Origin of the sequence: Priestia endophytica DSM 13796 (assembly GCF_900115845.1) — a bacterium.
GTDB lineage: Bacteria > Bacillota > Bacilli > Bacillales > Bacillaceae_H > Bacillus_I > Bacillus_I endophytica.
Window position 1 is genome coordinate 102,303 of record NZ_FOXX01000001.1, and the last position, 15,589, is coordinate 117,891.

The 15,589-nt window shown below is 39.3% G+C and carries 15 protein-coding genes; all 15 read right to left on the bottom strand.

The genetic code is table 11. The features are described from left to right. Nucleotides 1-129 precede the first annotated feature (129 nt). The 15 genes from BM012_RS00490 to asd all read right to left on the bottom strand — a co-directional run bounded on the left by BM012_RS00490 (nucleotide 130) and on the right by asd (nucleotide 15,515). Nucleotides 130-1,371, bottom strand: coding sequence for a competence/damage-inducible protein A (locus tag BM012_RS00490; RefSeq protein ID WP_061801669.1), 1,242 nt, complete (start codon nucleotides 1,369-1,371; stop codon nucleotides 130-132). A 67-nt stretch (nucleotides 1,372-1,438) separates the two neighbouring features. Continuing rightward, complete coding sequence (gene pgsA, locus BM012_RS00495; RefSeq protein ID WP_061801670.1) at nucleotides 1,439-2,017, bottom strand: CDP-diacylglycerol--glycerol-3-phosphate 3-phosphatidyltransferase; 579 nt, start codon at nucleotides 2,015-2,017, stop codon at nucleotides 1,439-1,441. Nucleotides 2,018-2,066: 49 nt separating this feature from the next. Then, complete coding sequence (locus BM012_RS00500) at nucleotides 2,067-3,047, bottom strand: helix-turn-helix domain-containing protein (protein WP_061801671.1); 981 nt, start codon at nucleotides 3,045-3,047, stop codon at nucleotides 2,067-2,069. A gap of 12 nt (nucleotides 3,048-3,059) precedes the next feature. Further along, nucleotides 3,060-3,851 carry a YmfK family protein gene (locus tag BM012_RS00505; RefSeq protein WP_019391878.1) on the bottom strand — a complete coding sequence of 264 codons (792 nt, stop codon included), beginning with the start codon at nucleotides 3,849-3,851 and terminating at the stop codon, nucleotides 3,060-3,062. A 163-nt stretch (nucleotides 3,852-4,014) separates the two neighbouring features. Continuing rightward, entirely contained in the window at nucleotides 4,015-4,275 is a 261-nt protein-coding gene (locus tag BM012_RS00510; protein ID WP_040056634.1) for a DUF3243 domain-containing protein, read from the bottom strand. A gap of 55 nt (nucleotides 4,276-4,330) precedes the next feature. Continuing rightward, complete coding sequence (gene ymfI / locus BM012_RS00515; protein ID WP_082802456.1) at nucleotides 4,331-5,047, bottom strand: elongation factor P 5-aminopentanone reductase; 717 nt, start codon at nucleotides 5,045-5,047, stop codon at nucleotides 4,331-4,333. Nucleotides 5,048-5,173: 126 nt separating this feature from the next. Continuing rightward, nucleotides 5,174-6,457 (bottom strand): EF-P 5-aminopentanol modification-associated protein YfmH, encoded by a 1,284-nt coding sequence (yfmH, locus tag BM012_RS00520; RefSeq protein ID WP_061802310.1) that lies wholly within the window; start codon nucleotides 6,455-6,457, stop codon nucleotides 5,174-5,176. Between the two features lies 1 nt (nucleotide 6,458). Next, nucleotides 6,459-7,730 (bottom strand): EF-P 5-aminopentanol modification-associated protein YfmF, encoded by a 1,272-nt coding sequence (gene yfmF, locus BM012_RS00525; RefSeq protein WP_372440001.1) that lies wholly within the window; start codon nucleotides 7,728-7,730, stop codon nucleotides 6,459-6,461. A gap of 170 nt (nucleotides 7,731-7,900) precedes the next feature. After that, complete coding sequence (locus BM012_RS00530) at nucleotides 7,901-8,626, bottom strand: GntR family transcriptional regulator (RefSeq protein ID WP_061801674.1); 726 nt, start codon at nucleotides 8,624-8,626, stop codon at nucleotides 7,901-7,903. An 86-nt stretch (nucleotides 8,627-8,712) separates the two neighbouring features. Continuing rightward, nucleotides 8,713-11,061 carry a DNA translocase FtsK gene (locus BM012_RS00535; RefSeq protein WP_061801675.1) on the bottom strand — a complete coding sequence of 783 codons (2,349 nt, stop codon included), beginning with the start codon at nucleotides 11,059-11,061 and terminating at the stop codon, nucleotides 8,713-8,715. 182 nt (nucleotides 11,062-11,243) lie between these two features. Further along, nucleotides 11,244-11,459, bottom strand: a complete 216-nt coding sequence (locus tag BM012_RS00540; protein WP_061801676.1) for a YlzJ-like family protein — start codon at nucleotides 11,457-11,459, stop codon at nucleotides 11,244-11,246. Then, nucleotides 11,456-12,166 (bottom strand): ClpP family protease, encoded by a 711-nt coding sequence (locus BM012_RS00545; RefSeq protein ID WP_172463396.1) that lies wholly within the window; start codon nucleotides 12,164-12,166, stop codon nucleotides 11,456-11,458. The genes BM012_RS00540 and BM012_RS00545 overlap by 4 nt, the downstream gene beginning before the upstream one ends. A 150-nt stretch (nucleotides 12,167-12,316) precedes the next feature. Continuing rightward, nucleotides 12,317-13,192, bottom strand: coding sequence for a 4-hydroxy-tetrahydrodipicolinate synthase (dapA, locus tag BM012_RS00550; protein WP_061801678.1), 876 nt, complete (start codon nucleotides 13,190-13,192; stop codon nucleotides 12,317-12,319). Beyond that, nucleotides 13,189-14,439, bottom strand: coding sequence for an aspartate kinase (gene dapG / locus BM012_RS00555; RefSeq protein WP_061801679.1), 1,251 nt, complete (start codon nucleotides 14,437-14,439; stop codon nucleotides 13,189-13,191). Before dapG ends, dapA begins: the two co-directional genes overlap by 4 nt. Nucleotides 14,440-14,471: 32 nt before the next feature. Further along, the gene (gene asd / locus BM012_RS00560) at nucleotides 14,472-15,515 is read right to left on the bottom strand and encodes an aspartate-semialdehyde dehydrogenase (RefSeq protein ID WP_019391867.1); all 1,044 of its coding nucleotides are present in this window, start codon (nucleotides 15,513-15,515) and stop codon (nucleotides 14,472-14,474) included. Between the last annotated feature and the right edge of the window lie 74 nt (nucleotides 15,516-15,589).

The following is a 15,589-nucleotide window of genomic DNA, read 5'->3' on the forward strand; positions in this document are numbered from 1 at the left end:
GTATCTCCTCTCCCACACGTTATTTTTCAGTGGGAGCTTCTATTACTACTATACATCTTTTTGAGTCATTTGCCAAGGAAAAAGTCGAACATTCATTCGATTTTTTCTCTGTAAAAAAACAGCAAGCTTTTATAGCTCACTGTCTTCTTTTAATAAGTAATATGCGCCATAGTTGACGGTTCTTTTACGAATCCCTTCTCTTGTTCCTTGAAGGTTCAGTTCGTGAACAACCGTTTCTTTCCCTTCAATGGCAAGTCCAACAAAAACATGTCCAACAGGATGTCCTTCAGCTGTGCTTGGACCCGCAACTCCTGTGAAACTAATTCCTACTGATGTATTAAACTTTTCTTTTATTTTCTCAGCCATTTGTCGCGCACATTGTTCACTAATTGCGCCATGTTTTTGAAGAACGTCAGAGTCCACTCCTAAAACGTGTTCTTTAATATTATCATGATATGTGACAATGCTACCTCTCATATGCTCACCAGAACCTGAGATACTTGTCATTCTTTCACTAAACAAGCCGCCTGTTAAGCTTTCAGCACTTGCTAATGTCCAGTTCTTCTCACCAAGCTTTTTGAGCGCTTCAGAAAACAAGGTTGTTTGGTCATATCCATAGAAGTATTCGCCAACGCGCTCTTGAATTTTATCTTCAATTTCTTTTAGTAAAGTTAATGCCCCTTCTTCTGTCTCATGCTTAGCTGTTAAGCGAAGCGTAACTTCCCCATCTCCTGCAAGCGGTGCAATTGTTGGATTACTTTGAGCTTCTAGAAGATCTTCAATTTCCGTCTCGAGCTGTGATTCGCCAATCGCAAAAAAGCGCAGCACGCGAGAAATAATTTGATCTTTTACACCAAGGCGGTCTAAGATATGAGGTTTTGCATAGTTTTCAAACATCGGCTTCATTTCTTTTGGCGGTCCTGGAAGCATAATGTACGTTTTACCGTCAGCTTCAATGTACATTCCAGGCGCCATACCATGATCATTTAATAACACATCTGAGCCTTCTACAACGAGCGCCTGCTTTTCATTATTCGGCGTCATCACTCGCTTTGTTTTTACAAAATAGTCTTTGATAGAGGCTAGTGACTCCTCGTGTGATACAAGCGATCTTCCCAGTGATTTTGCAACGGTTTCTTTTGTTAAGTCGTCTTTTGTAGGCCCTAATCCTCCTGTGAAAACAAGAAGATCTGCGCGTTCCTTAGCTGCTTCAATCGCGGTTTCTAGACGTTTTGGATTATCTCCTACAACCGTGTGATAATACACATTTACACCTAGTGATGCAAGCTGTTTTGATAAAAATTGGGCGTTTGTGTTTGCGATTTGTCCAAGCAAAAGCTCAGACCCTACACCAATAATTTCTGCATTCATCAAAATCGTCTCCTTTAAATATACGTAAAAGGGATTTTAAACAAATTGTCTAAAATCCCTTTTCCTCTTATTTAGAGTTAATAAACACGTGCTTTCCTTTTACAAAGTAGTCCCACCCTGAAATAACGGTAAAAATGACCGCTATCCAAAGGGCAATCTCTCCAAACGGAATAGAAAGAAGAGAAAACGGTACATTGTGTAAAAGAAGCGCAGCAATTGCTACAATTTGAGCCCATGTTTTAATTTTGCCAAGCTGTCCAGCAGCAGATACTTCTCCTTCACCTGCTAGTAAAAGACGAAGACCTGTTACAGCAAATTCTCGGCTAATGATAACAATAACCATCCACGCTGGAGCAAGCTCAATATCTACAAGAACAATAAGAGCCGCTGAAACGAGGAGTTTATCTGCTAACGGATCTAGAAATTTCCCTAAGTTTGTGACCATATTAAGCTTACGGGCATAGTAGCCGTCAATCCAATCCGTTGTTGAAGCAATGATAAAAATAATGGCTCCAACAAGATCTACAACAGGTAAGCTTGTATCCCCAACATGTAGCGTGCCCCAATCAAAGCCTGCTAACATAATAATAAGAAAAATAGGGATTAAAAATATTCGTGCTACAGTAATCTTATTTGGTAAATTCACAGTTGATTCCTCCAGTTATTCGGTACATACCAAGCTCGTGTAGAAACGATTATGATTCGCTATTCGCTTCAGATCCGTCATATTGAATGAAAACGTTCTGCGTTACGTTTTGCTTCGGATCGCTTGGATATTGAACAACTTCACCATTTACTTTCACTTCAACGCCAGGAGCAAAACCAACTCGGATCTTCACGTCTTGCTCATTCGTTAAATCAATGGTTTCTGTTTTGCCTTTTTGAAGCATACTGCTAAAGAAAGAGTTGCCTTTGCCATTTGTTACGCCTACCCATGAAGGAGTTGTAGCCGTAGCCGTTAATTCAAGCTTAAACTCGTCTGCTCCTTCAAGCTTGTATGTGCCTGGATTTGCTGCACCTTCTACAGTTGTAAGCTTGGATTTAGATTCATCTTTATCCGACTCTTTTTCCTCTTCTTTTTTAGCAGCCTCTTTCTTTTCTGCTTCTTTCTTTTCTGCTTCTTTCTTTTCTGCTTCCTTATTCTCATCCGTTTTCGTTGATGCTTGCTCACTGTCATCGTTACTATCTTCTTTTTGTGCATCTGATGACTGCTCTGACTGTGATTCAACTTGCGAATCGGTGCTGTTTGCCTGCTCTTTATCGTCTTTGTTGATGTAAAGAGCAATCACCCATCCTAAAACAAGGACACCAACTACAACAGCCGCAATGATGGCTTTTGGCAAGGCATCAAGCACTTTTGAATTTTTAGGAGCTACTTCCTTTGTTCTTGTTTTCACACGAGAAAGCTCTTCTGGAGCAACTTGGTGCTGTGCGGACGGTATGTCAGCCTGATACTGTTCAAACGTCTGTTCAACGTTTAACCCAACAGCTTCACAATACTGCTTAATAAACGCGCGCACGTAAAATTTCCCTGGCATTAAATCATAATTTCCTTCTTCAATTCCTGCCAAGTAACGCTTTTGGATTTTTGTTTCCTTTTGTAAATCTTCAAGCGATAAGCCTTTTTCAATACGTGCTTCTTTTAACCTTTTTCCTAACTCTGTCAATGCTAACACCTACCAATTATGCTAAAAATCAAACATAGAAAAACCATTCCCATCAATGAGGGATGGACCTTCAACGGGTTCGTATGTAATTTCCTCTTCTGGAGAGTTGCGTAATTCAATAATATAGGAAAAATCATCGAGTGTATACTCACTATTTTGCACAAAAATATCTGGATGCTCGATAATTTTTGTCGCATCAAGTCTCATCACTTCTCGCACAAGCTGCCAATGTTTTTCACTTGCCCGTTTTGTTGAAACAATACCATCTAAAATAAACAAGTTATTCGGACTGTATTCATCTTCAATAAGCTGACTTCGAATCGTTTGTTTTAAAAGAGTTGAGGAAACAAAAAGCCATCTCTTGTTCGCACAAACACTTGCAGCTACAATAGATTCTGTTTTCCCTACCCTAGGCATGCCTCTAATTCCAATAAGCTTATGACCTTCTTTTTTGAAAAGCTCTGCCATAAAATCAACAAGCAAACCAAGCTCATCACGCACAAACCGAAACGTTTTCTTATCGTCCGCATCGCGCTGAATATAGCGACCATGACGGACAGCAAGTCTATCGCGAAGCTTTGGCTCACGAAGCTTTGTTACCACTATATTATCCATCGTCTTTAAAATAGATTCAAGTCTTTTAATTTGGTCATTAGAATCACAGCGAAGCAAAAGACCACGGCGTTGATCGTCTACTCCGTTTATCGTCACGATATTAATCGCTAACATTCCTAAAAGAGAGGAAATGTCTCCGAGTAAACCAGGACGGTTCTTTTGGATCTGATATTCTAAATACCATTCAATCTTTTCCATTGTCCGTGCTCCTATCTCCATTAATTCTTTCCATTCCTGCCTGTTTCTTTTCTACGTTTATGTATTCTAATATAAATGATTTTGCGGAAATAATAAACCATGAGTATGAATTTATGAACAATATTTTCAAAAATACACAAAAAAAGAGAGGATTACTCCTCTCTTATTTTTGTGACCCGTTATTTTGCACAAGTTTTACCATCATGTTAGCAATTGCGTGTTGTTCATCTTTAGAAGCCACGCTCCAAAGATCTGCTAAAATCTTTTCTTGCTCTGTTTTTGCTTCTACTTGGTTTGCTAAGTAATCGCCAATTTTGTAAGCAAATTCTGAGACAATTTCATTATCCATACCTTGGTTTTGAGCATGGTGAAGACGATCTCCTAAAAAGTTTTTCCACGTATCCCAGTTTTCTAAAACAGACATGAGGAACCCTCCTTGTTTGTAGTTTCGTTCCTTAGTTTGTCTGTTTTCTTGGCTTTTATGTATACCATCCACCATTTGCCGAAATAATTTGTCCTGTAATATAGGACGCTTTATCTGACAATAAAAACTCAGCAACATTTGCCACTTCATCTGGACGGCCCATTCTGCCAAGAGGAATTTCTTCTTCCATCATTCTTTTTTCTTCTTCGTTAAAGTCAGCAACCATTGGCGTATCAATCACACCAGGAGCGATAGCATTAACGCGAATGCCGCTTAGCCCTACTTCTTTTGCTAACGCCTTTACAAATGCATTCTGAGCTCCTTTTACAGTAGAATAAACAGTTTCACATGAAGCACCTGTTAATCCCCAAATAGATGAAACAAGCACAATAGATCCTTCACGCTTACGAACCATAGAAGGCAGAAGCTCTCGCACGAGACGAAGGGGAGACTGAACGTGAAGCATAAGCATATCGCTTAGTTCTTCATTACTAACGTCTGTTAATAAACCATACTGACTTTTCCCGCAGTTGTAGATAAGCGCATCAACTGGAACAACAATTTGTTGTAAAATCTCTGTTACGCCGTCTTCTTTACTTAAGTCTCCACTCACAACAAACACTTCTGTTTGATTTTCAAGTTCTAAAGCTAGGGCTCGTACGCTTTCTTCATTGCGATGATAGTGAAGGACAAGCCGATAATGACTAGCAAGCGTACGCGCTATTTCTTTCCCTATTCCTCCACTTGCTCCTGTGATAAGTACTGTTTTCACTTTTCTCCTCTTCCTTTCTATTTGACCTATGAAAGCCCCCATTGATACTCAATGGGGGCCGTTTTTATCCTTTTAGGCGAGTAGACTCCCACTTCAAATTTCATTAGAAATTAAGTGGTGGGTAGTTCAAGAAGGAACAACTTGACAAACGGTAAAGCACTTTTCATCAATTAAGTCTTCCGCTACCTTTGTCATATCTTCTGTTGTTAATGCTTCAAGCGTCTCCACAACACGGAATAAATCCATATCGTTAAAAGCATAGCGTGTGAACTGATTTGCAATAAATTCAGGTGAATTGAGTGCCTGAAGAAATCCACCAATCTTTTTCTTACAAATGCGCTCAAACTGTTTTTTATCTATTTCTTCATTTTTAAAGGAAAGCAAAACACTTTGAATTTCTTCAGTCAAGCGATCAGGATCTTCTGTATCTCCGCCAATAATCGCAAACCCAAATCCGCCTTCTTCTGTGTAGTCGTACGAGAAAGTTTCATCGATAAGACCTTCATCATACATTTTCTCATAGTGTGAAGAACTCTTTCCAAAAAGATAATCAAGAAGCACATTTACGCTTAGTTCATATTTTAAAAGCTCTTCTCCACTTCTATGCGGATTTTTCGCTTTGATTCCAACGAGACATTTAGAAGACTGAACAGACATTTTTAACACTTGTTTCTTCTCTGCTACCTCTTCTGGCTCATTGTCAAAATAACGTTTGATTTCATCTTGATCTTGATAATCTTTTTTTGCTTGATTTTCCCGAACAAACTCTATCACTTTCTCCGGATCTTGCGGACCTACAACAAAAAGAAGCATGTTGCTTGGGTGATAGAACGTATTGTAGCACGTATAAAGGTCATCCTTTGTTATATGGCTAATCGATTCAATTGTTCCTGCGATATCAATTTTCACAGGATGGTTATGATACATGTTTTGGATAACGCCAAAATATGCACGCCAGTCTGGGTTGTCATCATACATTGTAATTTCTTGTCCAATGATTCCTTTTTCTTTCTCAACCGTTTTTTCCGTAAAGTATGGTTCTTGCACAAAATCAATTAATGTTTCAAAATTTTCCTCAAAATTATTTGTGCTTGAAAACAAATAAGCTGTTCTTGTGAATGATGTAAATGCGTTCGCTGAAGCTCCTTGTTTACTAAAGTTCTGGAAAACGTCTCCATCTTCTTTTTCAAAAAGTTTGTGCTCTAGAAAATGGGCAATTCCGTCCGGCACTGTAGTTTTTTCGCTCTCTCCGAGCGGTACAAATGTATTGTCAATTGACCCGTATTTTGTTGTAAACGTTGCAAACGTTTTGTTGAACCCTTCTTTTGGGAGAACATACACATCTAACCCGCTATCCATTTTTTCGTAGTAAAGTTTTTCATTTAAATTTTCGAATGTAATTTCCTTCATTTTATTCACCACCCTCTCCTTTTAAGAAATAAATTGTATCAAGCTGAACTTTTTGGGCAACAGCCACAACTTCCTCTTTAGTAACAGCTTCAATTCTTTTTAAATATTCATCAATACTAACCTTATTTTCGGTAAGCTCGTTATGATACATAACTTCAACAAGACCTCTTGCTGTATCAACTGTTTCTAGGAGCTGATTGCGAATCACAGCTTTTGTTTGACTTAATGTGTTTTCATCAAAGTCGCCATTTTTCATTGCTTCACTTTGCTCTTTAATAATAGAAACCGCTTTGTCATAGTTTTTCATATCAATTCCTGACATGACCATTAAAAGTCCTTTATGACTTTCAACACGAGATGCTGCATAGTAAGCAAGACTTTCTTTTTCCCTTACGTTTGCAAAAAGTTTGGAATGAGAAAAGCCGCCGTAAATACCGTTGTATACTTGCAACGCAAAATAGTCATCGTCTCCATAAACGATATTTGTTCGATATCCCATGTTCAATTTCCCTTGTTTAACAGGCTGCTTCTCTTCTACAACATTTTCTTTTTCTACAGACATTTGAGCTGGAGGTGAAATTTTACTCACTCCTCTTTTTTCAAATGAAAAAATATCTTTTGTATACTGAACAACTTCGTCTTCCTGAATATCTCCAATCACATAAAGATCTGCGCTATTTTCAGTTAGCATTTTTTTATAGTAGTCGTAAAGACTTTGAGCCGTAATCCCCTCAATATCTTCAAGTCTGCCGTTTACATGAAGATGATATGGTTCATTTTTGCACATTTCTTCTACGAGACGCAGATTAGCATAGCGCATTTTATCATCAAAAACGGCTTGAATACGCTGTTTCAAAGCACGCTTTTCTTTTGCTACGATATCCTCTTTAAATACTCCATTTTCTAAAAGAGGGTCTGTAAGTACATCTCCTAGTAAACGCAGCGATTTTTCAAGCAATGGTGTTTGATCTCTTAAATATTTTTCATTTGCTACATCAACGCGAAATGTCATAACATGATGTTCGCCTTTTTTCATCAAATCTACCTGTAAAGAAGCTCCGTACAAGTCTTCTAGATATCCTTGAAGCTCTTTTGAAGATGAAAGGCTAGCTGTTGCACTTTGAAGTACATATGGAAGCAATGCGCGATGTGTGACCGTTTCTTCTTCAAGGGGTGCACTCAGCTTTAAAAGAATTGTATTTGTTTTATATTTTTCAGTTTTGATTGTATGTAACACTAAGCCGTCAAGCTCATGTTTATTTTCTGATAAAATTTTCAAATTGTATCCTCCTTCAAAATAAGCAGTCTTTTTTGCTATAGTTCTATTGTGCATCTTGTTTGCCTTTTTTAATCTTCCTTTTAATATAGCGAAAAGAAGACCCCTTTTTCAAGAAAAAAAGCCCTTCCTACCCAAATGTAGGAAGAGCTTCTATTTATGTTATGCTATACACGTTTTCGCAAAACATGAAAATCAAATTGATCTGCTTTGAAATAGTTGACAGAGTATAAAATCGGCTCGTCATTTTGATCATAATGCATTTGTTTTAAAACAAGCAGCGCCGTTTCTGGATCACACTGCAAAATAGGTGACACTTTGTCGTGATAGCCAAGCGGGACAATTTTAGTAACCGCATAGGAAATAAATTTCCCTGCTCTTTCATGAAGCGCATCTAGCAGCGATTCTCTATTATATACAAACGGCTCTTTGAAATGTTTTTGAAGCACTTTATCAATACAGTAAATAACAGGCTGTCCATCTGCTGTACGAACACGTTCAACTTGAAGAACTTCTTCATCTTCCTCGCAGTTGAACCGCTTCATATCATTGTCAGTTAATGCTTGAGTTGTTGAGGAAATAAAAATCGTCCCTGGCGTCATGCCTCCTTGAAGAATCATGTCTGTTACGCTTGAAAGTTGCTCAATTCCAGCGCTAAAAGCTGGTTTTGTATTTACAAACGTTCCAACGCCGTGTCGTCTTGTAATTACGTTTTCTTCCTCTAAAATACGGAGTGCTTCACGAAGCGTTGCTCGGCTTACTCCGAGCTTTTTTGCCAAACTAAACTCTGAAGGAAGCTTTTCTCTCTCTCTATATGTGCCATCTTCAATTTGGTTTTTTAACTGCTCAATCACTTGCAGATATAGATGCTGACCTTCCGTCTTTATCGACATACTGACGTTCCCCCACTATGTTTACTAAAGAGTGCATGAGTAATTTCCATAACTATAACATTTTTCGACAAAATTATGAATACTTTTTATCCTAATTCTTCGTCTTGCTCTTTTGAAATAAGAACAGAGCGGGGTTTGCTTCCCTCATAAGGTCCTACAACGCCTCTCACTTCCATTTCATCAATAAGCCTTGCTGCCCTGTTATAGCCAATGCGGAAGCGACGCTGAAGCATTGAAACAGAAGCAGTTTGCATTTGAGCCACAAGATCGACGGCTTCTGCATAGAGCTCATCTGATGCTTCTTCTTTTACTTCTGCTTCATCACTTGGAATCATTTCTTCCTGATACTGTGCTTTTTGCTGTTCAATCACAAAGTTCACAACAGATTCAACTTCACTATCAGATAAAAAGGCGCCTTGAACACGTACAGGTTTGGAAGCCCCAACAGGTAAGAATAGCATATCGCCTCGTCCAAGCAATTTCTCAGCTCCGCCTCCATCTAGAATTGTGCGTGAGTCTGTTTGAGAAGAAACGCTAAAAGCAATACGAGATGGGATATTTGCTTTAATAACTCCTGTAATAACGTCAACGGACGGACGCTGTGTTGCAATAATAAGATGAATACCAGCAGCACGCGCCATTTGAGCAAGACGTGTAATCGCATCTTCTACATCTGAAGAAGCGACCATCATTAAGTCGGCAAGCTCGTCTACAATAACAACGATATATGGCAGTGTTGGTTGTTTTCCATCTTCTTCATTATGACGAAGGATGTGCTCATTATATCCTTCAATATTACGTGTTCCTGTATGAGAGAAAAGCTCATATCTTCTTTCCATTTCACTTACGACCCGTTTCAAAGCTTGAGAAGCTTTCTTAGGATCTGTTACAACTGGTGCTAATAAGTGTGGAATTCCGTTGTATACATTAAGCTCTACCATTTTTGGATCAATCATCATCATTTTCACTTCATGTGGTTTTGTACGCATAAGCAAGCTAATGATAATGCCATTGATACACACACTTTTTCCGCTTCCTGTTGCACCTGCTACAAGTAAGTGAGGCATTTTATTCAGCTCTGCTAGCATTGCTTCACCTGAAATATCACGACCAAGCGCAATCAGCAGCTTAGCTTTTTCATTTTGGTCTGTTGCTTGCAGTACTTCACGAAGAGAAACCATTGAAATTTCATCGTTTGGTACCTCAATACCGACTGCTGATTTTCCTGGAATTGGAGCCTCAATTCGGATGTCTTTTGCTGCTAATGCAAGCGCTAAGTCATCACTTAAGTTCACAATTTTACTTACTTTCACCCCAACATCTGGATAAACTTCATAGCGCGTTACCGCTGGCCCAAGATGAACTTTTGCCACTTTTGCTTTTACTCCAAAGCTTTGGAAAGTTTCCTCAAGCTTACGCGCATTTTTGTAAATTCCTTTATGCTCTTTCTTCTGGCTGCTGTTTTTCGGCATTGTAAGTAAATTGATAGAAGGAAGCTTATAATCTTCATTTTCAACTTCTGTAAACGTCATTGGCACAGGAGCTGAGTTTCCTTCTGATTTTTCTTCCTTTTCCTCCCGCTGCTGACCGACGGGTTGTGTTGGTTGTGCTTGTTTTTCTTCTTGTTGTTCTGCTACAGACTGTGCCTGATGATCAAAGTGAGCAATAATTGGGGTTGTTTCTTCCTCAACAGTCGCTGCCTCATTACTTTCAGACTCCTCATCCTCTTCTTTTTCCTTTTTCTTTGCACGAGACGAGCGCGGTCCTTGTGAAGACACCTTTTTCTTCTTGGGACGCTTTAACCAATCTTTGAAATCTTCCACCATTTCCTTGCATTCGCGTACAACAAACGCCAAAAGTGGATGAAAGATTTTAAACAATGTTTCTTGAAGCGACTTTCCTGTAATTAAAATAATACTTGCTAAAATCATAATAATCGCAAAAAGCTCTGTTCCTAAGTCATCGAACAGAAAATGCGTGATAGCAAACATAATGGCTCCAGCCATCCCGCCGCCAAGGTCACTTGTTCCTTCATTCCCACTTGCTTCTAGCATAAAAAGTTGCCATGTATTCAGTAAAACAGATGGATTTGCAAATCGTCCATCTCGCGTTAAATTTTCAAAAAGCGTAACATGACTGAATAAAAGAAGCGCCAATAACAGTAAATAAACGCCAAAAAGCTGACGATTTATAAGAATTGGCCACCTTCTCTTCCAAATTAAATATCCAGCGACAATAATTAAGCCGAGAAGAAGAACCATATACCATTCTCCTGCTACAAAACGAACGAGTAAAACAAGAGAACGACCTACAATGCCAAGCTTCGCCATGGCAAGCAGAGCAAGCGCAATGAGCGCAATTCCAATAAGCTCACTTTTAATAACATGCTTCCAATCCGCTTTTTTGGTCTTTCCTCGCTTTTTTTGTTTAGCCATTTTGTCACTCCAATCTTGTCCTTCATTTTCTTCTATCTTTAAACACGCTTCTCGCTATTGATGAAAAAGGCCTTCATATGTATTGTCAGAACAACGTTGCACAAAAAAGCAGCCAATATGGCTGCTTTTCTATGGCTATGCTCCTCATTATACCATAATCATGTTTTAATAGCGGAACAATTTTATTGTAATGTGGGGATAATAGCTCCTGGAGTATAGCGCGAATCAAGGTAGTGGCTCGGGTCTGTACTTAGATTGCGAACAACCTCATAATCACTGTTAGCATTTTTTGATACAACAAGTGGACATCCGTTTACATTTATCATTTGTTGTGTTGCAAGTGTGCTATTTTCTCCTCCAAAAACAAGTTCATTAGGAAGCATTGTATAATGAATCATTGTAGAAGCTGTTGATTCTCCTTTCCTCTTGCGTCAATAAGCTCGTTTAACTTATTCATCGCATGTCCAACTCCGCCTACTTCGTCAATGAGTCCGTATTCAACCGCGTCACGCCCAACAACGTTTGTTCCAATATCTCGGGTTAGGTTTCCTTTTGACATCATAAGCTCTTTAAATTTTTCTTCTGAGATGTTTGAATTTTTGGTTACAAACTGAACAACTCTGTCCTGCATCTTATCCAAATATTCAAATGTTTGAGGCACACCAATAACAAGCCCTGTTAACCGTACAGGATGAATTGTCATTGTAGCTGTTTCTGTGATGAATGAATAATCTGTTGCAACGGCAATCGGTACACCGATAGAATGCCCCCCACCAAGTACAATCGAAACGGTTGGTTTAGAAAGGGAAGAAAGCATTTCAGAAATAGCAAGACCTGCTTCAACATCCCCTCCTACCGTGTTCAAAATAATTAAAAGCCCTTCAATATTTGGGTTTTGCTCAATTGCTACGATTTGAGGAATAACGTGTTCATACTTTGTTGTTTTATTTTGGGGTGGAAGCTGCATATGCCCTTCAATTTGACCAACAATCGTCAAACAGTGAATTTTTGAATCAGGAGCTTGTGGTACATTTGTTTGGCCAAGCTGCTGAATTTTCTCCAATAACTCACTTTTTTGTTCTTGTCCTCCCTGTTCATTCTCCATTGCAGGCTGTTGATTTTGATCGGTCATGATGAAACTCCTTTCACACTCAGTAATACTGTTATTATGAACATTTCCTCTAAATTCATGCTTGTTCATCTCAAAAAATGAGCAAACAAAAAGCTCTACGCCTTATAGACGTAGAGCTTTTTACTATTCAATGCTTTCTAATGTTTTTGTTAAAAACACGCGCTCTTGCTCTGTTAGAGGAACAAGTGGTAAGCGTACGCCACCTACATCAAGTCCTTTAACTTGAAGAGCTGTTTTCACTGCCGTTGGGTTTGGAGCCATGAAAAGGGCTTTCATAACAGGCAGCAGACGCTGATGAAGAAGAGCCGCTTTTTGCGGATGTCCTTCTTGAAGCGACGTGATCATTTCTTGCATTTCACTGCCGATGATATGAGAAGCAACGGAAACAACTCCATCTCCACCAATAGAAACCGTTGGTAAAGTTAAGCCGTCATCTCCTGTGTAAAGTTTGAAATCGTCCGGCGTGTTGGCAATGATTGCTGTCATTGCATCAAGATCACCGCTTGCTTCTTTAACAGCTACAATGTTTGGAAGCTGCGCAAGCTTAACAATAAGCGGAACGCTCATATTAATAACAGAGCGGCCTGGAATATTATAAAGCATAACCGGAAGTTTTGTACTTTCAGCAATTGTTTTAAAATGCTGATACATACCTTCTTCGTTTGGTTTGTTGTAGTAAGGCGCAACAAGCATAATTCCATCTACGCCTTCTTCTTCTGCTTTTTCTGTTAGTTCTAATGAACCGTGTGTACTGTTACTTCCTGTTCCCGCAATAACTGGAACTCGCTTGTCTACTACTTTTACAACGTGACGGAACAATGCAATTTTCTCTTCTTTTGAAAGAGTTGGTGATTCCCCTGTTGTTCCTGCTACAACAAGTGCATCAGATCCATTCTCAATAAGGTGATTCACAAGCTGTGTTGTTTTTTGAAAATCAATGTTTCCTTTGTTGTCAAACGGGGTTACCATGGCCGTAACCACTTTCCCAAATTCAATCATGGTTTCACTCCTTGACTTCTTTCCTGTGGATTTGATTTAGAAAGCTCAAATGCCTCATGAAGCGCATTTACAGCTTCTTTTAAATCGTCTTGCTTGACTAACACCCAAATGGTTGTATGGCTGTCAGCAGATTGTAAAATTTGAATTCCTTTATCTGATAGAGCACCGACAATTTTAGCTGTTACACCTGGTACGCCTGCGATTCCTGCACCAACCGTTGAGATTTTTGCACAGTTTTTCGTAATCGAAGGATCATATCCAAGCGCTTGTAGAACAGAAACAGCTTTGTCCGTCATCTCGTCTGGCACTGTATAAGCAACACCGCGTGGCGAAATGTTAATAAAATCGACGCTGATGCTCTCCTGTGCCATTGCACGAAACACTTCAGATTGAAGATTGTAATTGCCCTCTTTGCTTAGCACTTTAATTTGGGTAACATCAGACACGTGAGCAATTCCTGTGACAAGACGTTCTTTGACATCGCTGCCTTTTTGGTGTGCCTCACCGTGTGACGTAACGAGCGTTCCTTCTGAATCTAAATACGTCGAACGAACGCGCATTGGAACTTTTGCCTGCATCGCAATTTCAACTGCTCTTGGATGAATCACTTTTGCTCCTTGATACGCCATATTACAAATTTCGTTATACGTCACAATAGAAAGAGGACGAGCATTTTCGACAATGCGTGGATCCGCCGTCATTACGCCTTCCACATCTGTAAAAATATCGACGAATTCTGCATCAATGGCAGCACCAAGAGCAGACGCAGACGTATCACTACCTCCACGCCCAAGCGTTGTTGTATCGCCTTTTTCATCAGCACCTTGGAAGCCTGTCACAACGACAACATCATGGTCTTTAAGCTCTTCTTTTAAGCGGTCGCACTTCATTTCGATAATTTTTGCATTCGTAAAATCACTATTTGTTAAAAAGCCTGCCTGTGCTCCTGTTAGAGACGTAGCTTTAATGCCTTTTTCATTTAACATATTTGAAAATACGATGGAGGAAATGACCTCTCCACAAGACATAAGTAAATCAACTTCACGCTTACTTACATGTCTATTGTTGTCGATTAGCGAAAGAAGAGTGTCAGTTGCATATGGTTCACCTTTGCGCCCCATTGCGGACACAACAACAACCACTTTATATCCGTCTTCTAATGCAGACTGAATATGATAGCTTGCTCGCTCTCTTCCGTTAGCATCGCGAACAGAAGTCCCCCCAAATTTTTGGACAATAATTTTCATTCTTACACCTCATAACGTTGACAATCCTGTTGTTATTTAACAAGGTTCAATTTTATCAAAGATTCAGCGATTTGGACAGAATTCCATGCCGCTCCTTTTAACAAGTTATCAGAAACAACCCAAAGATGGAAGCCGCGAGCTTCATCCAAATCTTGGCGGATACGTCCAACGAAGACGTCATTTTTGCCAACGCAATCAGCAGGCATTGGGTATACTTGATTTGCAGGATCATCTTGAAGCGTAACGCCTGGTGCATCCTGTAAAAGAGCTTTTAAGTCTGATACTGTTACATCGCTATTGTCGATTTCAATATATACAGATTCAGCATGACCTGTTGCAACTGGCAGACGCACGCAAGTAGCTGCTACAGATAGATCTTTCATATGCATAATTTTCTTCGTTTCGTTGATCATTTTCATTTCCTCAAACGTAAAGCCGTTGTCTTGGAATTTATCAATTTGTGGCACTGCATTAAAAGCAATTTGGTAATGTTTTTTATCGCTTTTTACCGGTAATACAGATGGTGTAAACTCTTTTCCTTCTAAAATAGCTTTTGTTTGCTCATGAAGCTCATCAACAGCAGCAGCTCCAGCACCTGAAACAGCTTGATATGTTGAAACAATGACTTTATTTAAACCGTATTTTTCACGAATTGGTTCTAGTGCAACAAGCATTTGAATTGTTGAACAGTTCGGATTTGCAATAATTCCGTTATGTTCTTTTAAGTCTTCTTCATTCACTTCAGGCACAACTAAAGGCACGTTTTCGTCCATGCGAAACGCACTTGTGTTATCAACAACAATTGCTCCATGTTTTACAGCGTGAGGCGCTAGCTCTTGTGAGACGCTTCCACCTGCACTGAATAGAGCAATATCAATACCTTTGAAGCTATCTGGTGTTGCTTCTTGAACTGTTAGCTCTTCACCTTTGAACGTTACTTTTTTTCCAGCAGATCGTGCTGAAGAAAGAAGCGTTAATGTTTCAATTGGAAAATTGCGCTCCTCTAATGTTTTAATCATTTGCTGTCCAACAGCTCCGGTTGCTCCTACGACTGCTACTTGTAAATTTCTTGCCATGATAATCTCCCTCCAACCATTCTTCTACTGCTATTTCTGCTTATTAGAAAATACTGATGGTTTAACTATTTTAT